This is a genomic window from Sinobaca sp. TMA16-18, assembly GCF_059510535.1.
On record NZ_JCAKFM010000001.1, the window covers coordinates 201,397 to 226,588 of the forward strand.

Below are 25,192 nucleotides of genomic sequence, written 5' to 3' on the forward strand. Positions count from 1 at the left end.
GCTCTCGCCCTGCTTTCTTATACCTGCATGCGCATAATTTCTTGATAAGCTTCAATTACTTTGTTTCTTACTTCAACTGTCGTTTGCAGCATCACACTTGATTTCTCTGCGGCCACCATGACCTCGTGCAGATTGTCTGTTTCTCCTGTTGCAAGTTTTGTTGTCATTTCATCTGAATGCAGGGACGCTTTATTTACATTTGATACGGCGTCGTTTAATACGTCTTTAAATGAATTCATCGCTTCCGCCGGAGTATTTTCAGCCGGCTTTTGCTGCAGCGCACCAGAGGCACTATTAGGCATAACGGATTCTATATTCATTTTTCTGCCTCGTTTCTATTAGTTTCTTCCAATTTCAAGTGCTTTGAGCATCATATTTTTTGTCGCATTCATTGCTGTAACGTTGGCTTCATATGATCTTGTGGCCCCCATCATGTTTACCATCTCTTTTAATGGGTCAACGTTTGGCAGCTGCACATATCCTTCTTCGTCAGCCTCAGGATGCTCAGGCTGATACACTTCACGGAAAGGCGTCGTGTCATCCTGAATCGTTCGCACGTTGACACCGCCCTGATCCGTGCCGCCCTCTTTCATCGCCTGTGACAGGTGGGAAGAAAAATTTTCCTGCGGCTCAAAAGCAACCATTTTTCTTCTATAAGGTTCCCACTCTCCGTCCACCAGCCTGCCCCGCGTGGAATCCGCGTTTGCTACGTTGGCAGAAGTAACATCCATGCGCAGCCGCTGAGCCGTCAATGCACTTGCTGATGCATTAATACCATCAAATAATCCCATTTATCAGGATCCTCCCCGTACAGCTGTTTTCAAACTGCTGTATTTTCCGCTGAGACGATCTGTCACAGCATTAAAGTAAAGCTGATTTTTAGCAAGCTCGGACATTTCTTTATCAATATCCACACCATTCCCATTAGCATGATACATTTCCTGGGTCTTTTCGTTTATGTATGAATCTTTATCCCCATTACTAAAGTTTATATGTTTGGCATTTGTTTTATGAGCCTGAAGACCCTGCTCGGCAGAAGCTTGTTCCAGGCTTTGTTTAAATGAGGCTCTTCTCTCTTTATATCCCGGTGTATCAGCATTTGCTATGTTTTGCGAAATAGCTTTCTGCTCATTGGCAGCTCCTGATAATCCTCTTTCCAGCTGTTGAATTGTGGTGGAATCAAACAATCCCATACTCATTCCTCCTTTTTTATTGTTATTAACAAACTTTTATATCAAGACATTTTGACAGTATTTATTCCAAATAATTACATTTAACTAGGATAACTATTCAAATTGTATAAAAAAATAGGACGTTTGTCTAATAGAGTTTTAGTTATTTATAAAGTCGCTAATAAATACCCAGTTTAAATATATAGTCCTATTTACCACCCTTTAGTACTACGTTTTTTAGAAGCACTGCTATTTTGGCATAAAAAAAAGCCCCGCCTGGTTGAGGAGGGGGTAACGTTTAGTTACTGGATTTAATTTTGTCTAATTCTATTAGAAATTTATCATTAAGCACTTTAATATACGTACCTTTCATGCCAAGCGACCTTGATTCAATAACTCCCGCACTTTCCAGCTTTCTTAGTGCGTTAACGATAACCGATCTTGTAATACCGACGCGGTCTGCAATTTTACTTGCAACAAGCAGTCCTTCTTTGCCGTCCAATTCTTCAAAGATATGCTCAACAGCTTCTAATTCACTGTAAGACAAAGAGCTGATAGCCATTTGTACGACCGCTTTGCTTCTTGCCTCTTCTTCGATTTCCTGTGTTTTTTCATGAAGAATTTCCATGCCTACAACGGTTGCGCCGTATTCAGCCAGAATCAGGTCATCATCATTAAATGACTCATTCAGTCTTGCCAGTACAAGTGTGCCAAGACGCTGGCCGCCGCCGCTGATTGGCACGACAGTGGTAAGTCCCGATTTAAATAATTCCTTGTTTTCAACTGGAAAAGCCGTGTATTCACTGTCTACATCAAGGTTCGGGGACGTTTCTTCGAGTTTGAAAAGGCCGGTGGTGTATTCTTCCGGAAATTGTCTTTCTTCAAGCATTTTTTTCATTCTTTCGTTTTCAATTTCCTGCTTAATAGAAAAACCGAGCAGCTTTCCGCGGCGGCTGACTACAAATACGTTGGCCCCGATAACTTCCTGAAGCGTCTCTGCCATATCCTTAAAATTCACATGGTCTCCTGTTGTTTTTTGAAGCATCTCATTAATTTTTCTGGTTTTCGTTAGTAAATCCATTGATGCATCCTCCTTGTCCCCTATAAAATATATCGGCTCATATCTCTATCTTTAGCTATTGAGTCCAATTTTTCTTCTACATATTCCGGGGTTATTGTTATTTTGTCCATTGTAATACTCGAGGCTTCAAAGGAAAGGTCCTCCAGAAGCCGCTCCAGAAGCGTATGAAGCCTTCTTGCACCTATATCTTCAGTCTGCTGGTTTACTTCCAGGGCAAGCTCTGCGATCTTTCTGATGGCCGCATCGGTGAACTCCACATTGATGCCTTCTGTTGCAAGCAGTGCCTGGTACTGTTTCAACAACGCGTGATCGGGTTCTTTTAAAATTTTAATAAAGTCTTCTATATTTAAGCTGTCCAGCTCCACACGGATAGGAAAGCGCCCCTGGAGCTCCGGAATTAAGTCGGAAGGCTTCGACATATGAAAGGCTCCGGCTGCAATAAATAGAATGTGGTCGGTCTTTACAGGGCCGTATTTCGTCGTGACGGTTGATCCTTCTACAATGGGAAGAATATCACGCTGCACGCCTTCCCGTGATACATCTGCACTGCTGCTCTGCTGCTTGCCTGCTACTTTATCTATTTCATCTATAAAAATAATGCCGAGCTGTTCTGCTTTAAATACAGCATCCTGGCCTATTTCATCCATATCTACAAGCTTTTGGGCTTCCTGCTCCGTTATTACTTTTCTCGCATCTCTTACAGTCAGCTTGCGTGAGGTCTTTTTCTTCGGAAGCATGCTGCTCATCATTTCCTGCATGTTCATTCCCATTTGATCCATACCGGCACCCTGGAACATATCTGCCATGGAAGAAGACTGCTGCTCTACTTCCACTGCAACGATATGGTCTTCAAGTTCTCCCATGCGCAGCTTATGCTCTGTCTGTCGTCTCTGCTGCGCAATTGTCTGATCTTCCTGCTCCGGTTCTTCCTCCTCCTCTCCATTCTGCTGCTGAAAGAACATTTCAAATGGGTTTTTTACAGAGGAGTTGTTTTTCTTTTTCTCGGGCACGAGCAGCTTAACGAGCCTTTTGTTTGCCTCGCGCTCTGCTTCTCCCTGAACACTCGTCATCTTTTCTTCTTTTACAAGCCTTACTGATGTTTCCACCAGATCACGGATCATTGATTCCACATCACGGCCGACATAGCCTACTTCTGTAAATTTTGTTGCTTCCACCTTTGCAAACGGTGCTCCGGCCAATTTAGCAAGCCTGCGGGCAATTTCGGTTTTACCAACGCCGGTGGGGCCGATCATAAGAATGTTTTTTGGAGTGATTTCCTCCTGGACGGATTCAGTCAGCCTGCTTCTGCGATAACGGTTACGAAGCGCTACCGCTACGGAGCGTTTGGCAGAGTGCTGTCCTACGATATATTGATCCAGTTTTTCAACTATTTCTTTGGGGGTAAGCGATATGCTCATGCTCTGTTCTCCCTTCCAGCCTTAACTCATTATTATTCAGATGCTTCGTGAATTTCTTCCATTGTCAGCTGGTCATTTGTGAAGACGCAGATTTCTCCAGCTGTCCGGAGAGCCGCCTCTGCAATAGCCTTTGCTTCCATATTCGGAGCATAATTTTTTAGGGCGCGCCCGGCTGCAAGGGCGTAATTTCCGCCCGAGCCGATAGCAATCATATCGTCATCCGGTTCAATGACTTCGCCGGTGCCGGCTACAAGAAGCAGCGTATCTTTATCCATTACAATCAGCATGGCTTCCAGTCTTCTAAGCGCCTTATCGCTGCGCCACTCTTTTGCAACTTCCACCGCTGCACGCTGCAGGTTGCCTTTCCACTGTTCGAGTTTTCCTTCGAACATATCAAACAAAGTAAATGCATCTGCAACGGAGCCTGCAAAACCTGCCAGTACCTGGCCGTTATAAATTTTTCTTACTTTTTTAGCCGTATGTTTCATGACCACTGCCTGTCCGAACGTTACCTGGCCGTCACCGGCCATCGCACTGCGGCCGTTATGCCTGACTGCAAAAATAGTTGTTGCATGAAAAGATTGATCCATAAGTCAGTCCTCTCTTTTCTCCGCTCTGGGATGAGCTTTGTCATACACCTGTTTTAAACGGTCTTTCGTCACATGTGTATATATCTGCGTGGTGGATAAATGTTCGTGACCAAGCAGATCCTGTACACTTCTCAAGTCTGCTCCATTATCAAGCATATGGGTGGCAAATGTATGTCTGAGGTCATGGGGAGAGAGCTTTAAAGTATTTGAGACGTCTTTTACCCTTTTCTCCACAATGTAACGACAGCCTCTATCTGTTAAAGCTTTTCCTCTATTATTTAAGAACAAAGCCTGATCTTCCCCGTTGTTTTTAGCGGCGAGCAGTTTTCTGCCCTGCTCCCGGTAACTGGTAACTGCCTCAAGAGCAAAAGAGCCGACAGGTATATAGCGCTGCTTCTGGCCTTTTCCTTCCACCAGGATCATCTGCGTCGCATTATCCACATCCGCTTCCGTTAGTGATGTGCACTCGCTGATACGCATTCCCGTCGAATAAAGCAGTTCAAACAAGGCCAGATCCCTTTGTCCGGCAGGTTTGGATGTATCAAAAGACTGAAACAGCTTTTCCAGTTCTTTTGTGTACAAAAACCGCGGCAGTTTCTGCTGTTTTTTTGGCAGCACTGCTGCCTGAAAAGGGTTAACCGCTACTTTTTCTTCACGTTTTAAATATTTATAAAATGTCCGGAGAGCGGAAATTTTGCGGGCGAGCGTTGCTCTTTCATAATTTTTGGAAAACAAATGCGTATAATACTGCCTCACAACAGCTGTATCTATCTGGTCGCCATAATGAAGGCCTTCCTGCTGCAAAAATGCAAAAAAAGCCGCAATATCTTCTTTATACGCTTTGATCGTCAAAGAAGAAGCATTTTTTTCTATTTGCAAATAGCGAATAAATGATTGAACCTCTTGGTGTAATGCTGATTCCTGCATTCACGTCACCTCATTGACAAAAGCTATTAAATCTTATCACAGGAGAGAATGTAACCGCAACCCAATATATTATTTTTTCATAAAATTCTGAATGGATTCCAATGCCCGATCAGCCAGCTTTTCATTTCGTTCCTGTTTTTTACGGATTCTTGGCTCCAGCGGGGATAACAGGCCAAAGTTGGCATTCATCGGCTGGAAATTCTTCGGATCTGCGGTCGTAATATAATGAGCCAGTGCGCCAATGACCGTTTCATGAGGAAGAACTTCCGGTTCTTCGCCTTTGACTAAATGAGCTGCGTTTCTACCGGCCACCAGTCCTGCCGCTGCAGATTCCACATATCCTTCTACGCCTGTAATCTGACCGGCAAAAAACAAGTCTTTTCTTGCTTTCGTCTGGTACGTCGGTTCCATTAGATTTGGTGAATTAATAAACGTATTACGGTGCATTACGCCATAGCGCACTACTTCTGCATTTTCAAGACCCGGTATAAGGCGCAGGACTTCTTTTTGCGGCCCCCACTTTAAATGGGTTTGAAAGCCTACAATGTTATAAAGTGTACCCGACTGATTGTCCTGGCGCAGCTGCACAACCGCATACGGACGTTTCCCTGTCTCCGGATGCTCAAGCCCTACCGGTTTCATCGGGCCAAACAAAAGCGTTTTTTTGCCGCGGTTTGCCATCACTTCCACCGGCATGCATCCTTCAAAGAAAATTTCTTTTTCAAACTCTTTTAAAGGAACGGTTTCTGCTTCGGTGAGTGCCTTGTGAAACCGTTCGAATTCTTCTTCTGTCATCGGACAGTTAATGTAGGCCGCTTCCCCTTTATCGTAGCGGGATTTCAAATACGCTTTGTTCATGTCGATACTGTCTGTTTCAATAATAGGAGCGGCTGCATCATAAAAATACAAATGCTCCTGTCCGCTTAACTCCTGAATCTGCTTTGACAGTTTCTCGGTAGTGAGCGGTCCTGTGGCAATAATGACAGGTCCATCGGGAATTTCCGTAATTTCTTCATGGTGGACTTCAACGAGCTCGTGCTCTTTGACAAGTTCCGTAACTTTAGCTGCAAATTCATGGCGGTCAACCGCAAGGGCTCCTCCTGCCGGAACGGCGCAGTAGTCCGCTGCTTTAATAATAACCGAATCAAGCTGTCTCATTTCTTCTTTCAGTACGCCTACCGCGTTGGCCAGGCTGTTTCCGCGCAGGGAGTTGCTGCAGACCAGTTCGGCAAATTTGTCTGTATGGTGAGCCGGCGTCTGTTTAACCGGTCTCATTTCATATAATTTCACGTTTATGCCTCTATTAGCCAGCTGCCAGGCTGCTTCACTTCCTGCCAGGCCTGCCCCTATTACCGTAACTGTATGCTCTTTATTCATACGCCCCATTCCTTTCTTCGTTTCATTTTTTTACTATCGACGTGTTTCTTCCATTGTACATACTGCATAGCAAAACCCCTTTTTTCAAAGGGGTGTCTGCTCTTGTGTGGTTCTGCTTCATGATTTAGTTCGGCTCTTCTTTATAATCACATACGGTACATTCAACATGTACCCCTTTTTTCGTTTTCTTTTCAACAAGCAGATGATCGCCTTTCGGGCACTCTCTTGAAATCGGCTTGTCCCACGATACAAATTCACATTCAGGGTAGCGGTCGCACCCATAAAATGTACGCTGTTTTTTACTTTTTCTTTCAACCACATTTCCTGTTTTACACGTAGGGCATTTTACGCCGATGTCTTTAACGATTGCTTTCGTATTACGGCAGTCCGGGAAATTGGAACAGGCCATAAATTTTCCGTAGCGGCCCATTTTGTATACCATCGCGTTTCCGCAGAGTTCGCAGTCTTCACCTGCCGGTTCGTCTTTTATCTCTACTTCACGCATTTCTTCCTCAGCTACTTTTAAGCGCTTATCGAATCCCTGGTAAAAGGCATCAATAATTTCGATCCAATTTTCACTGCCCTCTTCCACAAAATCCAGGTCACTTTCCATTTTGGCAGTAAAAGCAACGTCCAGAATTTCTGGGAAAAACTCCACTACGAGCTCCAGGACAATTTCTCCCAGTTCTGTAGGAACGAAACGCTTGTCCTGCAGGGAAACGTAATTTCTGCGCTGGATCGTATCCAGGGTCGGCGCATAGGTGGACGGACGGCCTATCCCCAATTCTTCCATTGTTTTTACGAGCCTTGCTTCCGTATAGCGTGGAGGCGGCTGCGTAAAATGCTGATTTTCTTCTATTTCGACTTTTTGTACTTCCTGGCCTTCTTTTAAGTCCGGAAGCAGCCGGTCTTCTTCTTTTTTGCCATCGTCTCTGCCTTCAACATACACCTTCATAAAACCGGCAAACTTAATTTTGGAACCAGTCGCTCTAAACATTACGCCGTTGTTTTCCAGATCCACACTCATGGTATCCATCACAGCGGGGGCCATCTCACTTGCTACAAGACGCTCCCAGATTAGTTTATACAAGCGGTACTGGTCTCTTGATAAGTTTGGTTTTACATTTTTAGGTTCGTACGTGACAGAAGTTGGACGGACGGCCTCATGGGCGTCCTGTGTGTTGTTTTTCTTTTTCGCCGGCTGCGGCGTATCTTTCCGGGTGTATTCCTCGCCGTATTTTTCTTCAATAAACGACTTCACTTCTGTTTTGGCAGTGTCGGAAACTCTTGTTGAATCCGTTCTCATATAGGTAATTAAACCAACCGTTCCTTCTTTTTTCCCCAAGTCGATTCCCTCATAGAGCTGCTGGGCAATCATCATGGTCTTCTTTGCACGGAAGTTAAGTTTTCTTGCGGCTTCCTGCTGCAGGGAAGAAGTCGTAAAAGGCTGAACGGGATTTCGTTTTCTTTCCTTTTTGGTTACTTTCTGGATCGTAAAATTATCGCCCTTCATCCGGCCGGTTACTTCATTAACGTCTTCCTGCGTCTGAAGGGTTGCTTTATTACCATCCAGCTGATGGAACTTGGCATCAAAAGATTCTTCTCCTGTGCTGAATGTTCCTTCAATACTCCAGTATTCTTCCGGAATGAACGCCTGAATTTCTTTTTCTCTATCAATAATCATTTTGACGGCAATGGACTGCACACGTCCGGCACTGAGTCCTTTTTTTACTTTTTTCCATAACAGGGGACTAATATTGTACCCGACCAGTCGATCAAGAATTCGTCTTGCCTGCTGCGCATCCACTAAATCCATGTTAATTGGTTTTGGGTCTTTAAATGCATCTTTAATGGCCGTTTTTGTTATTTCGTTAAAAACAACCCGGCAAGGTGAGGTTTCATCAATGTTCAAGCTGTGCGCTAAATGCCACGCGATCGCTTCCCCTTCTCTGTCGGGGTCAGCTGCGAGATACACTTTTTTAACCTTCTTTGCGGCTGTTTTTAATTCTTTTAACACAGGCCCTTTCCCGCGTATCGTTATATACTTGGGCTCATAGCGGTTTTCTGTATCTACTCCCATTTGACTTTTCGGAAGATCCCGAATGTGCCCCATCGAAGCTTTCACCGTATATTTTTTGCCAAGATATTTCCCGATTGTTTTCGCTTTAGCGGGAGATTCAACGATTACTAGATAATCTGCCATAGTTGGAGTTTCCTCCCCCTTTTCCCTTTTAAAATCTTCACCATTATCAAACACTTTAGATATCTTTGTCAAACATCTTTTAAAAAAATCGTTTTTCTTCTATTTAATATAGTGAAGGATTACAAAGTATCATCATTTTTGCACAGTTATTAAAAGCTGTCTAGCTATTTACATTTACAGCTGGGATTACTTCCAGCCGGAAGCTGTTAAATCCTCATATTTCAGGACCGGTTCCGCGCCCTCTGCGATCAGCTGATTCGTGCCTGCACTTTCTTTTGACAAAATCGAACCAGGAAGTGCTTTAATATCCTTTCCCTGTTCAAGACCCTGATAAGCAGTGATTAGGGATCCGCTTCTTTCTTTTGCTTCCACCACAAACACTGCATCCGATAATGCGCTGATAATCCGGTTTCTCATCGGAAACTGCCATTTCTGCGGAGAAACCGCCGGAGGATATTCGCTCACAAGTAAATGCCTGTTTTTTATCAGCCTGGCAAGCTCAACGTGCTGTTTCGGATAAATGTGCTCAAATCCGGAACCGAGAACGGCTATTGTCCGGCCGCCGTTTGCGATGCACGCTTTATGAGCAGCACCGTCGACTCCTGCTGCGAGACCGCTGATAACGGTGATGTTGTCTCTGGTCAATTCGGGCATAAACGTTGAAATAACTTCTTTCCCATAAGCCGTCGGGGTACGCGACCCAACAATTGCCAGCATTTTAGGCGAATAAAACAGCTCTTTGTCCCCTAAAAAGTACAGCACCCAGGGAGGATCGTATATTGATAGCAGGCGTTCCGGATAGGTTGGATCGAGACAGGTTATAGTTTGAATGTTACATGACTCGTAATAGGCTGCCATTTGGTGAGGCTCTGTGTCCTGAAAATACTTAAAAAGACCCGCGGCCTGTGCGCTGGAGAGCTTGAGCGTTTCCTGCAGACGGGTGGGACTGAATGTATAAACCGACGAAAACGATGAATCTATGTAATATAAAGTACGCAGCCTGTGCCACGTCATAAATGGAGCCGCATGCAAATGAAGCAGTCGTTCGGAAGGAGTTAATGTCATGGGTTGTTCCTTTCTTATCGGGGAGTGGCCGAGCGGGGAATAATAATGAATAAGGCGGCGCTGTCGAAACAGCGCCGCTTTTTTTATTTATTTTGCTGTAGATTCATGAGTCAGACACTTATCATACAAATTGTTTTCTTTAAGTGCTTTTAGAAGCGTATCGCCCATATCAGACGGCGTTGCCGCTACACTGACACCGCATGCTTCAAGTGTTTTGATTTTTTCTTCAGCTGTTCCTTTTCCTCCGGAAATAATAGCGCCTGCGTGGCCCATTCTTTTGCCTGGAGGGGCTGTTGCACCGCCGATAAATCCAACAACAGGCTTTTTCATGTTCGCTTTGATCCACTCTGCAGCTTCTTCTTCTGCAGTTCCGCCGATCTCGCCGATCATGATGACAGCCTCTGTATCATCATCTTGGTTAAACGCATTAAGAACATCAATGAAGTCCGTACCGTTAACAGGGTCGCCGCCGATTCCTACGGCAGTTGACTGTCCTACACCTGCTGTAGAAAGCTGATGAACCGCTTCATACGTCAAGGTGCCGGATCTGGAAACAACACCTACATGGCCTTTTTTATGAATGTAGCCCGGCATAATACCAATCTTACATTCATCAGGTGTGATAACACCCGGGCAGTTAGGCCCGACGAGACGGGTTTTTTTGCCTTCCATGTAACGTCTCACTTTCGTCATATCCAATACAGGAATGCCTTCTGTGATGCAGATAGCCAGATCAAGTTCTGCATCGACAGCTTCCATAATGGCGTCTGCTGCGAAAGCTGGTGGAACATATATTACGGATGCAGTAGCACCTGTAGCATTAACAGCATCTGTCACTGTATCAAAAACAGGGATGCCTTCTACTTCTGTACCGCCTTTTTTAGGGGTTACACCGCCTACGATCTGCGTGCCATATTCAACAGCCTGTTTGGTATGAAACAAGCCGGTTGCGCCTGTAATACCCTGAACAATTACCTTTGTATCTTTATTGATAAAAATACTCATGATTATTGACCCGCCTTTCTATTTTACTAGAGATACAATTTTTTGTGCGCCATCAGCCATGGAGTCAGCCGCGGTAATATTAAGACCTGATTCTTTAAGAATTTCTTTTCCACGTTCTACGTTTGTACCTTCAAGGCGGACAACGAGCGGGATTTCAAGTCCAATCTGTTTAGTTGCTTCCACAACACCATCTGCAATGATGTCACACTTCATGATGCCGCCGAAAATGTTTACATAAATACCTTTTACCTGCTCATCGGAAAGGATGATTTTAAAGGCTTCTGTTACTTTTTCAGCAGTCGCACCGCCCCCAACGTCAAGGAAGTTGGCGGGATCACCGTGATAGTGCTTGATGATATCCATTGTAGCCATAGCAAGACCGGCTCCGTTTACCATGCATCCGATGTTTCCATCAAGCGCAATGTAGCTTAAATCGTGCTTGGATGCTTCGATTTCTTTTAAATCCTCTTCATCAAGGTCTCTGTATTCCACGATATCCTTTTGACGGTATAACGCATTGGAATCAAAGTTCAGCTTTGCATCAAGTGCCATGACGCCGCCGTCTCCTGTGGTAACAAGAGGGTTGATTTCAGCAATCGAGCAGTCTTTTTCAACAAATACCTGATACAGGCCGAGCATGAATTTAACTGCCTGTCCAAGCTGCTCTTTAGGAATGTTAATATTAAAAGCTAAACGGCGTGCCTGAAAAGCCTGCATGCCGACAGCAGGATCAATATATTCCTTGAAAATTTTCTCAGGTGTTTTTTCTGCCACCTCTTCAATTTCCGTTCCGCCTTCTTCAGAAGCCATCATGACAACTTTAGACGTTTCACGGTCAAGCACAAGGCCTACATAGTATTCTTTTTTAATATCGCAGCCTTCTTCAATAAGTAAGCGCTTTACTTCTTTGCCTTCTGGTCCCGTCTGATGCGTAACAAGTGTTTTACCAAGAATTTCATTCGCGTATTCACGAACCTCATCCAGGTTTTTTGCTACTTTTACTCCACCAGCTTTTCCTCTGCCGCCCGCATGAATCTGGGCTTTCACTACGCTGACTTCTGTTCCTAATTCTTTTGCAGCTTCTACAGCTTCTTCCACTGAGAAAGCCACTTTTCCGTTAGGTACAGCGACGCCGTATTTTCTGAGGAGATCTTTTCCCTGATACTCATGAATATTCATGTATTCTCCATCCTCCTTAACGATTCTGTACGAAGTACCACATTCATTTATCCTGTGGGCAAGGACTGGGCGGAAACATTGAATTATACAAACAATATCTCGCACACATGTATTATCGTATAAAAAAAACGCAATAAATTCAACAATTCGTCAAAACTTTATTTATTTTCTTTTTATGAATGTTTATTCATTTTTTTGTATAGGACTGCCGGTCCAGGCGGTATAGAAAAGAAAACACCTCAGCAACCACTTCATACAGCTCTCCCGGGATGGTCTGATTGATCTCCAGCTGCGCCAGCATTTCAACGAGCATCGGATCTTTTTGGATCGGAATGCCATTAGCATGGGCAAGCGCCAGAATTTCTTCCGCGGTCTGCCCCTTTCCTTTTGCTTTTATAACAGGGGACTGCCAAAGAGCCGGATCATATTTTAAAGCGGCTGCCATTTTCTTTGCTTCCGGTTTTCTGCTGTTCATACTCTAACATCCACCCCTTTATTATCAAGCCGCATAACAGAAGGCTGGATTTGTTTTTTTATTTCTTCAGTCTGCTTCCAGCTTATCGCATACAGCTCATAGTCCATATTATTAAGCTCTGTTTCCAGAAAAGGTTTAAGCATCTCAAACAGACCTTCCGGCTTCGCCTGCCCGTTAAAAATCGTCAGCTGCAGTTTTCGGTTTTGAATCGTAATATCCGCCGCCGTTTCCCCGAGTCTTTCTAAGGTTACGTGTAACAGCATCCGGCAGTGATCGGGATCGAGTTTGCCTTCCGGTGTTTTTTTGGCTTCCCAGTCAATAGTTAAATCAGCCGCAAAAGTTCCGAGAAATAAAGGAATCTGTGTCTGCAGCTGCTGAAGAATGCCGGGTTGTTCCAATGCCTGAAGCTGCTGGGAAGTAATCCGTCCAAGCAGAGGATCCAGCTGCTGTCTGCCTGAAGAACTCAGCTCGGCCTGGGCCTGCAGCAGCCACTGCTTTGCTTCCCCTTCTGCAGCCCCTTCCCGGGATTGGGCAGAAGTATGGGTTAGTACAGATTCGTGAAATAATCCCAGCTTCTGCTGCAGCTGCAGCCACTGTTTGGAAAGCGAATCAAACGACGGATTCCAAAACGTATCCGCTGACGCTTTTGCATGAAACAGCCGCGCCATTGCTTCTTGTTCTACCGGCTGCAGGGCAGGACTTCCCGGTTGAATAAGGGTCTGCAGGGGCCTGGCTTCACTGGACGTAACAGCCGAAAACAACCTTCCGGCCCGTGCCGCCTGCGCTTCCGCGGGCAGGGATTCGAGCGATTTTAAAAATGTATGTAAAAACTGCTGCTGCATGGCGGGAGACTGGGCCGGAGCGGAAGATTCGGGCACCGCTGCCCGATATAAAGCAGCCGTCCATCCTGCCGGTGTCTGTCCCGGAGCAGCGGCTCCTGCTTTCACAAGCAGAGAAAAAGCGCCTGCTTTAAGGGCTGCGTCGGATTCTTTCGAAAGGACCGCTTTTGCTGCATCGAGAAGTCCGGGAGAAACAGGGGTCTGGTTTTTATTTACCTGAAGCAGGGCTTCGACCTCTTTAAGCTGCTGCTGAAGAGCCCCGGCAGGCCGACTGTCTGGAGCCGCCTGGTTTTGTATGTTCTGCATGGCCTGCTGTGTATCACGGAAAACGGACGCCGTATTCTTCGGGCTGAGTGCGGCAGCCAGAAGCGACCTGTCCGGCATAATTTTTTTAGCGGCCATGGCGGTCAACGCTTCTACGCTTTTGTCCGCAGCTGCTCCACCGGTTTCTTTTAAAAGCCGGGTGCTTTGTTCGACAAACGCCTGGGAAAAGGGGATATTTTTTTGCAAAAGGGACTGCACGAGCATCTGCGTTGTTTTCGGACCGGTCATGCCTGCTTTCTGGAGAAGCGGCGTCATCACCTCCGGGGTTTTCCCGCGGCCTTCGGCAGGCAGGGGACCGATCACTTTCAAATGCAGTGTTTCTTGATTGTTTTCTACACGAAACAAGTAATTTACATTTACATTCAAAGGCGCGGATAACTTTCCCGATATACTATTTTTTCCAATTTGAAGAATCACCTGCTGATTGGGAAGAAGCTTTGCCGCTTTCGCTTGAAACAAGTCCCCTTTCTGCAGAGAGGGGAGACCTGTGGCGGCAGGCCGGCTTTGGAAACTGCTGCCTGTAATATGTTGTACAACCATGCCATTCCTGCCCTCCCCTTTTTATAATAAATCGCTGACCGGTTTAAAACTTTTTCTGTGGTGCCTTGTCAGTCCATGTGCTTTTAATGCTTCTAAATGAGCCTTTGTCCCGTATCCCTTATGGTCTTCAAAAAAATAGCCCGGATAGGCTTCTGCCATTTTTTTCATGGCCCCGTCCCGTTCTACTTTGGCAATAACGGAAGCCGCCGCAATCGATACGCTTCTCGAGTCCCCTTTGATTAAAGACCTCTGCGGCAGTGAAACCGGCAGCTCCATCGCATCAACAAGCAGTGCTTCCGCTTTGACATCGAGTCCTTCGACCGCCCACGTCATCGCCATTTTGGAAGCCTGATATATATTATATTTATCAATATCCGCAGCTCCCACGTGCCGGATACAGTAAGCAATCGCTTCCTCTTTTATTATCTCACTATAATAATTTCGTTTAGCCTCTGACAATTTTTTAGAATCCGTAAGACCCGGAATAACTAATGTTTCCGGAAGGATTACTGCGGCTGCCGTAACCGGTCCGGCCAGCGGCCCTCTGCCAACTTCATCCACTCCGGCAATAAATCGGATGCCCTGCTGATAGTATTCTTTTTCGAATTGACTCATATCTGTATACATCTGCCGCTCTTTTTCCATGAGCTGCTGCTTTTTTTCATAGCTTTTCAATGCATGCTGGACACCCGCTCGTTTATCGTGCTTCCAGGTCTCCAGCTGTTCGCTTGTCGCATTGTTTGTTTTCAGTAATGTTTTTATCTGGGCTATCGTGGATTCTGTCATCTTCTACTCCTTATATCGGCTCCGGCTTTATAACTTTAACTTTTATTTACGCCTCGGGAAGGTCTTCCGGATGCTCCAGCGTAATCGCGCCCAGTTTGTCTTTGCGCAGGTCGTTAATAATCAGCTCTGCAGCCTTATCATAGTCTACAAAGCCTCCCTGAAGCAGACAGCCGCGCTTTCGGCCGATCATTTCAAACAGCTCCGTATTTTCCTCAGGAAGCTCTTCTGTAAGGTTGTAGCGTCTCTGAAGGGCATCCGGGTACTTTGCTCTTAATTCTTTAATAATAAATAGGGCAATATCCTGAAAATCCAGCAGTTCATCTTTAATGGCGCCTGTCGCAGCCAAATGATACCCGACACGTTGGTCATCAAATTTAGGCCAGAGGATACCGGGGGTATCAAGCAGTTCCAGGTCACTGCCTACTTTGAGCCACTGCTGTGCTTTCGTAACACCAGGGCGGTCGCCTGTTTTCGCCGTCTTTCTTCCCACGAGCCTGTTAATTAACGTTGACTTCCCGACATTAGGGATGCCGATAATCATTGCCCGGATTGCACGGGGACGGATTCCCTTTTTTCTCATTTTTTCAAACATAGGCGCCGCCAGACGCTGAGCGGCATTGGTTAATTCTTTTACTCCCCGCTGTTCCAGCGCATTCATCGACAGCACTTCGGTATGGTCATTTTTCCACAGATCCGTCCATTTTGATGTCAATACGGGATCTGCCTTATCGCTTTTCGTTAAAATAATAAGCCGTGGTTTATGCTGCGTGATCGAATCCAGCATCGGGTTTCTTGATGAAAATGGGATTCTCGCATCAGCCAGTTCTATAATAATATCTACTTTTTTCAGTTGTTCGGTTACTTCTCGTTTCGCTTTCGCCATATGGCCGGGATACCATTGAATATGCATCTCTATTCCTACTCTCTTTAACTTACATTTGGTTTTCTATGTATATGTGCCTATTGGAAAAAAGACTGCAGCGGTATACCGCTGCAGTCTTTACATGCATCCTATTAACGAATTTCTTTAATACGGGCTGCTTTTCCGCGTAGTTTGCGCAAGTAGAATAGTTTCGCTTGACGAACCTTACCACGGCGTTTACGCTCAATCTTATCAATACGTGGTGAATGGACTGGGAATGTACGCTCTACACCAGTGCCGTAAGAAATCTTACGAACTGTAAATGTTTCGCTGATTCCGCCGCCGCGTCTTTTGATAACGACACCTTCAAACAGCTGGATACGCTCACGCGTTCCCTCAACTACTTTCACGTGTACGACAACCGTATCACCCGCACGAAATTCTGGTAAATCCGTTTTAATTTGGTCTTTTGTAATTTCGCGAATAAGTTCTTGCATTTGTATTCGCCTCCTTTTCCCCATGCTCTTGCCCGTTCAACGGCAGCGGAACATCGTATTCAATCGGCTTTCGCCACAAATTACATCATAGCACAGCGAAAGCTTCACTTCAATGCTATTTTTTATTATTTTCGCAGTCCATTTTACCGTCCAGTAAATCCGGGCGCCGCTCCTGCGTGCGCTTTAATGATTCTTCCCGGCGCCACGCTTCAATATTTTTATGATGGCCGGACAACAGTACATCCGGGACCTTCCAGCCCCTGAATTCCGCCGGTCTCGTATAGTGGGGATGTTCCAGCCTGTTTTCTTCAAACGAATCTTTTTGTGCCGATTCCTCGTTGCCTAATACTTCAGGAAGCAGGCGGGTTACGCTGTCTGCAATGACCATAGCTCCCAGTTCTCCTCCCGTCAGGACGAAATCTCCGATCGAGATTTCGTCGGTCACCATATGTTCCCGAATACGCTCGTCATAGCCTTCATAATGTCCGCATACGAGAATCAAGTGCTGCTCCCCGGCAAGCTCTCTTGCTTTTTCCTGGGTGTAGCGGGCTCCCTGCGGACATAAGAGAACAATCCGCGGCTTTGTGTCCCCGGCCGCCTCTTTAACAGCCTCCAGAGCATCGTAGACAGGCTGGGCGGCAAGTACCATTCCCGCTCCTCCTCCATATGGATAGTCATCTACGCGATTGTGTTTATTCTCTGTGTACTCCCGGAAATTATGAAGAACATACTGAACGGCGTTTTTTTCCTGTGCTTTTTTAAGCATGGAAGAATGCAGCACGCCTTCGAACATTTCCGGAAATAATGTAAGAAAATCGATCCGCATCAGGAAAGCAGCCCCTCTATCACATGAACATCAATTCGTTTCGATTCGATGTCTATTTTTTTGACTACATCGTCAATATACGGAAGCAGAATGTCCTTCTTATTCTGGCCGGCAGATATGACCCAGACGTCATTTGCACCTGGAGAGAGAATTTCTTTAATTTTTCCTAAATAATCCCCCTCATCACTCCAGACGCCGCATCCAATAATATCGCTGTAGTAAAACTCTCCATCTTCCAGCTCTCCGCGTTCGGTTTCCGGAATTTTGAGCACGGTGTCTTTTATTTCCCGGGCCTGGTCCAGGGAAGTGATTTCTTCAAACGTTAACAGCTGAAACTGTTTATGGGGCCGCACTGCTTTAATAGTAAGGGGGCGGTCGCCGACGTAAAGCACATTGCCGGTACGAAACCGCTCTTCTTCAAAATCAGTTACCGGGATCACCCGTACTTCGCCTCTTACGCCATGTGTATTAACAATTCTGCCTACATTAAACCATTCCATTCGTATCTTCTGCCTCCACTGCTCTAATCTCGATCACACGCTGGTCTTTTACAATGATTTCCTCCCGGCTTCCGCCGATCCATGCATCTCCAACCTGAACATCCTTCACCTGGTCCACCTGGCCGAAAGATATCTCTGTACCAACTGCCAGATCTTTAAGCCTTGTGATCTGTTTATCGAGTTTATCATTTTTGTCTTCCCGCTTTTTCGCTTCCTGGCCGAGGCGTCCTACCGCCTGCTGGTTGGCCTGGCCGTTTGATTTTTTATATTTCTGCAGCTGAAAACGCAGCTGTTCAATTTCTGTCTGAAGCTTTTTTTTCTGCTTTCCAAAATCCGCAAGCATTTTTTCCCGCAGAGATTCTGTTAAAACGTGTTTGACTGTTACTTTTTTTATTATATTCATTAGCTCACCTCTTCTATTAAAATTATATAGGTTTTTTCCTTTTGTTTCTATGTAAATACAAAAAAAGAGCGGAGTCTCCCCCGCCCTTTTCCAGTCGTTTCGTTTAATCCGCAATTTCGAGACGGACATGCTGATGCTGCTGCGACGCTGCAGCATACACGACAGACCTGATCGCGGTAGCTACTTTGCCTTGCTTTCCGATTACTTTCCCCATATCTTCTTTGTGTACAGACAGGGTAATCACTCTGGTCTGGCGCTGCTGCTCTTCGCTCACAGTTACATGTTCAGGGTGGTCAACTAAAGCTCGCGCAATTGTTTCCACAAGTTCTTTCATCCTGTTACCGCCTTTCTGCCTTCATAAACTATTTCGCTTTTTTTGCTTCGTTTTTTGCTTCATGAAGCTTTTGCATAAGGCCTTCACGGGAGAACAAGTTTCTTACTGTGTCAGAAGGTTTTGCACCATCCTGCATCCATGCAAGAGCTTTGTCTTCGTCAAGCTTTACAGCTGCCGGCTTCTCCAAAGGATTGTACGTTCCGATTTCTTCAATAAAACGTCCATCACGAGGAGCGCGGGAATCCGCCACTACTACACGGTAAAAAGGTCTCTTTTTTGAACCCATTCTTTTAAGTCTGATTTTAACTGCCATATATAGGCACCTCCTAGATTATTTTCGCACATTTGCTTATTATAATAAAAAATTGTAACGCTGTAAAGGGGTTTTCCTTTTCACTACATAAATGGGAAGGACATATTGCCTTTTCCTTTTTTCTTTCCTTTGTTCATTGTGCTCATCTGCTTCATCATTTTCTTCATATCTTCGAACTGTTTAAGCAGGCGGTTCACATCCTGAATTGTCGTACCGCTGCCTTTTGCAATACGCCGTTTCCGGCTTGCGTTGATTATGGAAGGCTCTGATTTTTCTTTTTTGGTCATCGAACGCACAATGGCTTCCACACGGCCGATCTGGCTCTCATCGACCTGGGCGTTTTTAAGGCCTTTCATTTTTCCGGCGCCGGGAATCATGTTTAACAATTCATCGAGCGGCCCCATGCCTCTAACCTGTTCGAGCTGTTCCAGGAAATCATCGAACGTCAGATCAGCCGTGCGCATCTTTCGTTCCATTTCCTTGGCTTTTTCCTCGTCCACCGAGAACTCCGCTTTTTCAATAAGTGACAACACGTCTCCCATTCCTAGAATCCGCGAAGCCATCCGTTCCGGATGAAACGCTTCAAGCGCATCGATTTTCTCACCGGTACCGGCGAACTTGATCGGTTTATCTGTAACAGCCTTAACCGATATTGCCGCGCCTCCACGTGTATCGCCATCCAGTTTTGTCAGCACCACTCCCGTAATACCGAGCTGCTCATTGAAACTTTCTGCCACATTGACTGCATCCTGACCCGTCATCGCGTCAACTACGAGCAGAATTTCATCGGGATTTACTGCTTCTTTAATATTAACCAGCTCATCCATCAGCGTTTCATCCAAATGCAGACGGCCGGCTGTATCAATCAGCACATAATCCTGATGATCTTCTTTTGCCTGTTCTACAGATCGTTTCGCAATTTCCACCGGGCTTATCTGGTCTCCCATGGAAAACACAGGCATGCTCAGCTGGGTGCCTAGCGTTTCCAGCTGTTTAATGGCGGCCGGACGATATACGTCGGCCGCTGCCATAAGCGGATTACGATTATTTTTTTTACGGAGAAACTGAGCAAGCTTTGCCGTCGTCGTTGTCTTACCTGCACCCTGCAGGCCGACCATCATAACAACGGTCGGTGACTTGGAGGAAACTGCAATTTTGCTCTGTTCTTTTCCCATCAGGTTGGTCAGCTCTTCGTTAACTACTTTAATAACCTGCTGGCCGGGTGTCAGGCTTTTCATTACTTCCTGGCCCGTTGCCCGCTCTTTAACGTCGTTGACAAACTTTTTAACAACTTTAAAGTTAACGTCGGCTTCAAGCAGCGCAAGCCTTACTTCGCGCATCATTTCTTTTACATCTGCTTCCGTGACGACGCCGCGGCTTTTTATTTTGTCAAAGGTTCCCTGGAGTCGTTCAGCTAATCCTTCAAATGCCATTCGCTTATTCCCCCCTCTTCCATTGTTTCCAGCTGTTCTACATACTGCAGTACGCGGGCGCTGTCTGTTTTGATCTTTTCATACAGTTCAGACCTTGCTATATACTTACTGTATAAACCAAGCTTCTGTTCGTATTCTTCAAGCATTGCCTCTGTGCGCTTGATATTATCAAAAACAGCCTGGCGGCTCACTTTGAACCACTCTGCAATTTCACCTAGTGAGTAGTCATCTAAAAAGTAAAGTTCTACATATTTTTGTTGTTTGTCGGTTAAAAGAAGCTGGTAAAAATCAAACAGGGCATTAATTCGGACCGTTTTTTCTAACATGGTCTCCACCTTCTTCTGCAAAATATCTATTACTTTAAGCTTTTGGATGGAAAGGACGATTTTATTTTAACGCATCAAATATATTCCGTCAAGTTAAAAACTTAACAGTCTATGCTTCAACGAGCTCCTTGAAAAGCCCGTATACAAACTGCTCGGCATCAAATGGCTGCAGGTCCTCCACTTTTTCTCCCAGGCCGATTAGTTTCACCGGCACATCGAGCTCGTTTCGAATAGCCAGGACAATACCGCCTTTTGCCGTTCCGTCCAGTTTCGTCAGCACAATACCGCTGATATTTGTTGCCTGCTTGAATGTTTTCACCTGGCTCAGCGCGTTCTGGCCTGTCGTTGCATCCAGCACGAGCAGCACTTCGTGCGGTGCATCCGGAATTTCTTTGCTGATCACGCGTTTTACTTTTTCCAGCTCATTCATCAGGTTTACTTTGTTCTGCAGACGCCCCGCGGTGTCACAGAGCAGAATGTCCGCGTTTTTTGAACGCGCGGACTGGATCGCATCATACATTACAGCTGCAGGATCAGATCCTGCCTGCTGCTTTACGACATCAACACCGACCCGCTCTCCCCAAACTTCAAGCTGCTCAATCGCTCCGGCACGAAATGTATCGCCTGCAGCAAGCATTACTTTTTTTCCTTCCTGTTTAAAGGAATGGGCGACTTTCCCGATTGTTGTCGTTTTGCCTACTCCGTTCACGCCTACAAATAAAAAGACAGTGAGTCCCTCTTCCTGGACGTTAAGCCGGGTATCGTCTTCCCGCTTTTCCAGCTTTGCTGCCAGTTTCTCGCTGATAACCGGCGCCAGCTTCCTCGTATCGGTAATGTTCTGGATGCGCGCTTCGTGTTCCAGCTCTTCGACCAGCTCCATTACGGTTGTTACGCCTACGTCGGCTCCAATCAAAATCTCTTCCAGCTCTTCAAAAAAGTCTTCATCCACGGTGCGGTACTGGGCAAATAGTTCGTTCATGCGCCCGGTGAAATTATCTCTTGTCTTGCTTAGGCCGTCTTTAAATTTAGACGTCACGCCGTCTGACTGATTGGTAAATTTATCTTTTAATTTATCAAAAAAGCTCATCGTCTTCCTCCTCGTTTGTCTTATACTGTTGCTTTCATAGCTTCTTCGAGCTTCACAGAAACCATTCTCGAAACGCCGGACTCCTGCATCGTCACCCCGTACAGCACATCTGCTTCTTCCATTGTTCCTTTACGGTGGCTGATTACAATAAACTGAGTCGTTTCGCTGAACGTCCGGAGGTATTTGGCAAATCTCGTTACATTCGCTTCATCAAGAGCTGCTTCTACTTCATCGAGCACACAGAAAGGTGCCGGTTTAACCTTTACAATTGCAAACAGCAGCGCAATAGCGGTCAGTGCCTTTTCGCCTCCGGACAGCAGGGATAAATGCTGCCTTTTTTTGCCCGGCGGCCGTGCCATGATATCTACTCCCGTCGTCAACAGCTCGTCCGGATTGGTCAGGTACAGATCGGCTTCCCCGCCTCCAAACAATTCCGCATAAATCTGGTGGAATTCTTTTTTTATAGCTGTAAACGTTTCGCTGAACCTGCGGGTTACTTCTTCATCCATTTCTTCCATTACTTCATCGAGGGATTCTTTGGCTCCGGTCAAATCCTGCTTCTGGGCGGAAAGGAAGGTAAATCGTTCGTACACTCTTTCGTACTCTTCCACAGCACCAAGGTTCACCGTTCCTAGCTCGTCAATATCGAGCTTGAGCAGGTGAATCCGGTCACGGACCGCTTCCGGCTCGCCTTCTAATGTATACGTGTCTTTTGCCCGCTCAAAGCTCATTGACAGATGATCCTGAATGAACTGAAGCCTTGTTTCCAGTTCGGCATCCAGACGGTTGACCTGTACTTTTGCTTCATGGTGGCTGTTCTGTTCTTCTGTCTGCTTTTTTTGGAGTCTTATCTGCGTTTGTTCGATCTCTTCACTTTTTTCCGATCTGCGCTGCTGGTCGATTCGACCGGCTTCTATTTTTGCAGAAAGCTCTTCAATGGCTTCTTTTACCTGCTTTATGTCGGACTGCAGCTGTTTTTCGCCGCCCTGCATGGATACAATATCATTTGTAAAATACTCCAGGTCCTCTTCCGCGCGTTGAAGCTCTGTTTTTCTTTGTTCATGTTCTTTTTGAAGGCGGGCAACTTCTCGTTCCTGGTTAACGACCGTTTCGTGCAGCGCCGACCATTCCATTTTCCAGGCTGTTTCTTTTTCTTTCGCTTCGCTTACTGCAGCTGTCCTGGCTTTTTCTTTCTGTTCGGCTGCTGAAATATCTTCATCCAGCTTTTCAACTGCCGCCTGCACTGATTCTTTATTTTCCTGGAGCAGCGCTTCTCGTTCCTGAATACGGTTCAGCTCCGCCTGCAGGGAAAGAGCTTCCCGGTCATAATGAGAGAGCCTTGAAGTGACGCTGTCCAGCTTTGTTTTTGCTTCATGGGCAAGTCCTCTTGCCTCTTCCGCTTTTAAGCGGGCTTGTTCCCGTTTTGATTTTGCAACCTGCCAGTCTTCATATTGTTTTGCAGCTTCCTGTTTTGCCTGCTCTGCTTCTTTTTCAAGCTGCACGGTCTTTTTCTGCATGTCTTTTAACGATTCTTCCAGCTTGATTCTTTCCTGTTTTCTGCCGAGCAGAGCCGAGCCCTGACGCTGCAGAGCCCCGCCGGTCATTGAACCGCCCGGATTCACTACATCGCCTTCCAACGTGACGATTCGCACACGGAATCCGGACTGTCTCGCCATTTGATTGGCCGCTTCCAGATCTGCCGCTAAAATTACATGACCGAGAAGGGAATGGACGATCGCGTGGTAGGTATCATCTGCCGCAATATGCTCCGCTGCCACTCCTTCGTAGCCGGTCATTTGCTCAAGTTGTTTTTTTGTATTTGCCGGTACTTCTTTTCGGCGGATGGAGGTGATCGGAAGAAAGGTTGCTCTTCCTTTTTTCTGCTGCTTCAAATGGGCAATCGCCGCACGTGCGTCTGCTTCCTCTTCTACGACAATATGCTGCATGGCAGCGCCAAGAGCAGTTTCCACGGCCGTTACATATTTCTCCGGCACTGTTATCAGTTCCGCCACGGCTCCGATAATGCCTTTGAGCTTTGCACTGCGCGCTTGTAATATTTCTTTTACACCTTGATTAAAACCAGAATAATCGGTTTCCATTTCTTTTAACAGCGAAAGCCTCGATTTAGCCTCATCCAGGTAGCGGTAGGCTTTGTACATCTGCTTTTCTTTTTCCGATGCCTCAGCGCTTATCAGCCGGCTGTTTTTTTCGGCCTGTTCTTCGGCTTCTTTGCAGGCCAGATCCTGGCTGCTCCATTCGCTGCTTTCTTTCTGCTTTTCTGCAAATACGGCTTCGGCTTCTTTGCGCTCGTTTAGAAAAGCTTCATTTTCGGCATCAGCGGACCCGGCTTTACGGCGCATTCCCGCCTGTTGATCCTGAAGGTATTTTTCTTCATTACGGATCGCTGCACGGGCATTGAGCTTTTCGATATAATCCGATTTCATGTCTTCTATCTGCGGCTGCAGAGAATTCATATTTTCGGCAAGCTGCTTTTGAATGAGCGACAAGGACTCTTTTACCTGCTCTTCTTTAGCTTTGAGCTGCTCCAGCTCTTCTTTTCTCGCTTCCCAGTCTTTTCGGGTGGAGTCAGACTGTCCATGCAGCTGTTCTATTCTTTGCTGCAGCTCCGCTTTTTTTTCTTCGATATTTTTTTCTTTTTCCTGAAACAGCAGGCGTCTTCCTTCTTCTTTTTCCAGCTGCTCCCGGAGCATCATATATTTTTGCTGGTTTTCTTCCAGGTCAATGGCATGTTTTTTCATCCTGCTTGTTAACCGCTCGCGTTCTTCCTGCAGACCGGTCCATTCTTTTTCCGTTTGTTTATATTTTTTTTCTAATTCTTCGGCTTTAGCAACCTGTGTTTCCCATTTTGCATGCCGTTCTTCTATTTCATAAACTGTAAGAGCGGCTTCCTGCTGCTCGAGTTCTTCAGATTTTTCCAAGTATTCTTTTGCCAGCGATGCCTGTTCTTTCAATGGCTCGATCTGGCTTTCAAGTTCATGCAGAATATCTTCGACTCTCTGCAGGTTTTCCACTGTGTCCTCGAGCTTCCGGCCTGCCTGTTGTTTTCTTTGTTTGTATTTAAGAACACCGGCTGCTTCTTCAAATATGGAGCGCCTGTCTTCTGGTCGGCTCGAGAGCACTTCTTCCACTCTGCCCTGCCCGATAATGGAAAAAGCTTCTCTTCCCATTCCGGAGTCCATAAACAAATCAACAATATCCCTGCGCCGGCAGGGCTGCCGGTTCATTAAGTATTCACTTTCCCCGGAGCGGTAAAGCTTTCGTGTAATGCTGATCTCTCCCCATTCCATTCCAAGCTCTTCCTGCTCATTGTCGAGTACAAGCGTTACTTCAGCCATATTCAGCGGAGCTCTCGTATCGCTTCCTGCAAAAATAACATCTTCCATCTTTGCACCACGTAAAGACCGGGGCGACTGCTCGCCGAGCACCCAGCGTATCCCATCTGCAATATTGCTTTTTCCACTTCCATTGGGACCAACTACGGTTGTCATTCCCGGTGTGAATTCTATGTCCATCTCTTCAGCAAAGGATTTAAATCCTTGAATTTCCAATCGTTTGAGGAACATCCAATTCCCCCTCTATTATTTCGTATTTTATTTCAGCCGGCACGTT

The 25,192-nt window shown here is 45.9% G+C and carries 26 protein-coding genes; all 26 read right to left on the reverse strand.

Annotated features, from left to right (window positions below; all coding sequences use genetic code 11):
- Nucleotides 1-17: 17 nt before the first annotated feature.
- The 26 genes from fliE to smc all read right to left on the reverse strand — a co-directional run bounded on the left by fliE (nucleotide 18) and on the right by smc (nucleotide 25,146).
- The gene (fliE, locus tag AC5W14_RS01060) at nucleotides 18-320 is read right to left on the reverse strand and encodes a flagellar hook-basal body complex protein FliE (protein WP_252313813.1); all 303 of its coding nucleotides are present in this window, start codon (nucleotides 318-320) and stop codon (nucleotides 18-20) included.
- An 18-nt stretch (nucleotides 321-338) separates the two neighbouring features.
- Nucleotides 339-791 carry a flagellar basal body rod protein FlgC gene (flgC, locus tag AC5W14_RS01065; protein WP_496059447.1) on the reverse strand — a complete coding sequence of 151 codons (453 nt, stop codon included), beginning with the start codon at nucleotides 789-791 and terminating at the stop codon, nucleotides 339-341.
- Between the two features lie 3 nt (nucleotides 792-794).
- Nucleotides 795-1,193 carry a flagellar basal body rod protein FlgB gene (gene flgB, locus AC5W14_RS01070; protein WP_496193501.1) on the reverse strand — a complete coding sequence of 133 codons (399 nt, stop codon included), beginning with the start codon at nucleotides 1,191-1,193 and terminating at the stop codon, nucleotides 795-797.
- 277 nt (nucleotides 1,194-1,470) lie between these two features.
- Nucleotides 1,471-2,253, reverse strand: coding sequence for a GTP-sensing pleiotropic transcriptional regulator CodY (codY, locus tag AC5W14_RS01075; RefSeq protein WP_496059445.1), 783 nt, complete (start codon nucleotides 2,251-2,253; stop codon nucleotides 1,471-1,473).
- 20 nt (nucleotides 2,254-2,273) lie between these two features.
- A complete protein-coding gene (gene hslU, locus AC5W14_RS01080; protein ID WP_496059444.1) occupies nucleotides 2,274-3,671 on the reverse strand; it encodes an ATP-dependent protease ATPase subunit HslU in 1,398 nt (465 codons plus the stop codon).
- A gap of 32 nt (nucleotides 3,672-3,703) precedes the next feature.
- A complete protein-coding gene (gene hslV / locus AC5W14_RS01085; RefSeq protein WP_496059443.1) occupies nucleotides 3,704-4,261 on the reverse strand; it encodes an ATP-dependent protease subunit HslV in 558 nt (185 codons plus the stop codon).
- Nucleotides 4,262-4,264: 3 nt separating this feature from the next.
- Entirely contained in the window at nucleotides 4,265-5,188 is a 924-nt protein-coding gene (xerC, locus tag AC5W14_RS01090) for a tyrosine recombinase XerC (RefSeq protein ID WP_496059442.1), read from the reverse strand.
- A 69-nt stretch (nucleotides 5,189-5,257) separates the two neighbouring features.
- Nucleotides 5,258-6,565 (reverse strand): FADH(2)-oxidizing methylenetetrahydrofolate--tRNA-(uracil(54)-C(5))-methyltransferase TrmFO, encoded by a 1,308-nt coding sequence (trmFO, locus tag AC5W14_RS01095; RefSeq protein ID WP_496059441.1) that lies wholly within the window; start codon nucleotides 6,563-6,565, stop codon nucleotides 5,258-5,260.
- Nucleotides 6,566-6,689: 124 nt separating this feature from the next.
- Nucleotides 6,690-8,768, reverse strand: coding sequence for a type I DNA topoisomerase (gene topA / locus AC5W14_RS01100; protein WP_496059440.1), 2,079 nt, complete (start codon nucleotides 8,766-8,768; stop codon nucleotides 6,690-6,692).
- Between the two features lie 186 nt (nucleotides 8,769-8,954).
- Nucleotides 8,955-9,833 carry a DNA-processing protein DprA gene (dprA, locus tag AC5W14_RS01105; protein WP_496059439.1) on the reverse strand — a complete coding sequence of 293 codons (879 nt, stop codon included), beginning with the start codon at nucleotides 9,831-9,833 and terminating at the stop codon, nucleotides 8,955-8,957.
- A gap of 87 nt (nucleotides 9,834-9,920) precedes the next feature.
- Nucleotides 9,921-10,838 carry a succinate--CoA ligase subunit alpha gene (sucD, locus tag AC5W14_RS01110; protein ID WP_496193502.1) on the reverse strand — a complete coding sequence of 306 codons (918 nt, stop codon included), beginning with the start codon at nucleotides 10,836-10,838 and terminating at the stop codon, nucleotides 9,921-9,923.
- 18 nt (nucleotides 10,839-10,856) lie between these two features.
- On the reverse strand, nucleotides 10,857-12,017 hold the full coding sequence (gene sucC / locus AC5W14_RS01115) for an ADP-forming succinate--CoA ligase subunit beta (RefSeq protein ID WP_496059437.1): 1,161 nt from the start codon (nucleotides 12,015-12,017) through the stop codon (nucleotides 10,857-10,859).
- Nucleotides 12,018-12,204: 187 nt separating this feature from the next.
- Nucleotides 12,205-12,492, reverse strand: coding sequence for an EscU/YscU/HrcU family type III secretion system export apparatus switch protein (locus AC5W14_RS01120; RefSeq protein ID WP_496059436.1), 288 nt, complete (start codon nucleotides 12,490-12,492; stop codon nucleotides 12,205-12,207).
- Nucleotides 12,489-14,195 (reverse strand): hypothetical protein, encoded by a 1,707-nt coding sequence (locus tag AC5W14_RS01125; RefSeq protein WP_496193503.1) that lies wholly within the window; start codon nucleotides 14,193-14,195, stop codon nucleotides 12,489-12,491. Before AC5W14_RS01125 ends, AC5W14_RS01120 begins: the two co-directional genes overlap by 4 nt.
- Nucleotides 14,196-14,216: 21 nt before the next feature.
- Complete coding sequence (rnhB, locus tag AC5W14_RS01130) at nucleotides 14,217-14,981, reverse strand: ribonuclease HII (RefSeq protein WP_496193504.1); 765 nt, start codon at nucleotides 14,979-14,981, stop codon at nucleotides 14,217-14,219.
- 46 nt (nucleotides 14,982-15,027) lie between these two features.
- A complete protein-coding gene (gene ylqF / locus AC5W14_RS01135) occupies nucleotides 15,028-15,891 on the reverse strand; it encodes a ribosome biogenesis GTPase YlqF (RefSeq protein ID WP_496193505.1) in 864 nt (287 codons plus the stop codon).
- Between the two features lie 104 nt (nucleotides 15,892-15,995).
- Complete coding sequence (gene rplS, locus AC5W14_RS01140; RefSeq protein WP_120192273.1) at nucleotides 15,996-16,340, reverse strand: 50S ribosomal protein L19; 345 nt, start codon at nucleotides 16,338-16,340, stop codon at nucleotides 15,996-15,998.
- A 115-nt stretch (nucleotides 16,341-16,455) separates the two neighbouring features.
- A complete protein-coding gene (trmD, locus tag AC5W14_RS01145; RefSeq protein WP_496059432.1) occupies nucleotides 16,456-17,166 on the reverse strand; it encodes a tRNA (guanosine(37)-N1)-methyltransferase TrmD in 711 nt (236 codons plus the stop codon).
- Nucleotides 17,166-17,666 (reverse strand): ribosome maturation factor RimM, encoded by a 501-nt coding sequence (gene rimM / locus AC5W14_RS01150; RefSeq protein ID WP_496059431.1) that lies wholly within the window; start codon nucleotides 17,664-17,666, stop codon nucleotides 17,166-17,168. The genes trmD and rimM overlap by 1 nt, the downstream gene beginning before the upstream one ends.
- The gene (locus AC5W14_RS01155) at nucleotides 17,653-18,069 is read right to left on the reverse strand and encodes a YlqD family protein (protein WP_496193506.1); all 417 of its coding nucleotides are present in this window, start codon (nucleotides 18,067-18,069) and stop codon (nucleotides 17,653-17,655) included. Before AC5W14_RS01155 ends, rimM begins: the two co-directional genes overlap by 14 nt.
- Nucleotides 18,070-18,172: 103 nt before the next feature.
- Nucleotides 18,173-18,403: a KH domain-containing protein gene (locus AC5W14_RS01160; protein WP_496059429.1), complete on the reverse strand. Its 231-nt coding sequence runs from the start codon at nucleotides 18,401-18,403 to the stop codon at nucleotides 18,173-18,175.
- Nucleotides 18,404-18,431: 28 nt separating this feature from the next.
- Nucleotides 18,432-18,716 carry a 30S ribosomal protein S16 gene (rpsP, locus tag AC5W14_RS01165; protein WP_496193507.1) on the reverse strand — a complete coding sequence of 95 codons (285 nt, stop codon included), beginning with the start codon at nucleotides 18,714-18,716 and terminating at the stop codon, nucleotides 18,432-18,434.
- Between the two features lie 83 nt (nucleotides 18,717-18,799).
- Nucleotides 18,800-20,149: a signal recognition particle protein gene (gene ffh / locus AC5W14_RS01170; RefSeq protein WP_496059428.1), complete on the reverse strand. Its 1,350-nt coding sequence runs from the start codon at nucleotides 20,147-20,149 to the stop codon at nucleotides 18,800-18,802.
- Nucleotides 20,131-20,475 carry a putative DNA-binding protein gene (locus AC5W14_RS01175; RefSeq protein WP_496059427.1) on the reverse strand — a complete coding sequence of 115 codons (345 nt, stop codon included), beginning with the start codon at nucleotides 20,473-20,475 and terminating at the stop codon, nucleotides 20,131-20,133. The genes ffh and AC5W14_RS01175 overlap by 19 nt, the downstream gene beginning before the upstream one ends.
- Before the next feature lie 109 nt (nucleotides 20,476-20,584).
- Nucleotides 20,585-21,562 carry a signal recognition particle-docking protein FtsY gene (gene ftsY, locus AC5W14_RS01180; RefSeq protein WP_496059426.1) on the reverse strand — a complete coding sequence of 326 codons (978 nt, stop codon included), beginning with the start codon at nucleotides 21,560-21,562 and terminating at the stop codon, nucleotides 20,585-20,587.
- A gap of 20 nt (nucleotides 21,563-21,582) precedes the next feature.
- Nucleotides 21,583-25,146, reverse strand: coding sequence for a chromosome segregation protein SMC (smc, locus tag AC5W14_RS01185; protein WP_496193508.1), 3,564 nt, complete (start codon nucleotides 25,144-25,146; stop codon nucleotides 21,583-21,585).
- Nucleotides 25,147-25,192 lie beyond the last annotated feature (46 nt).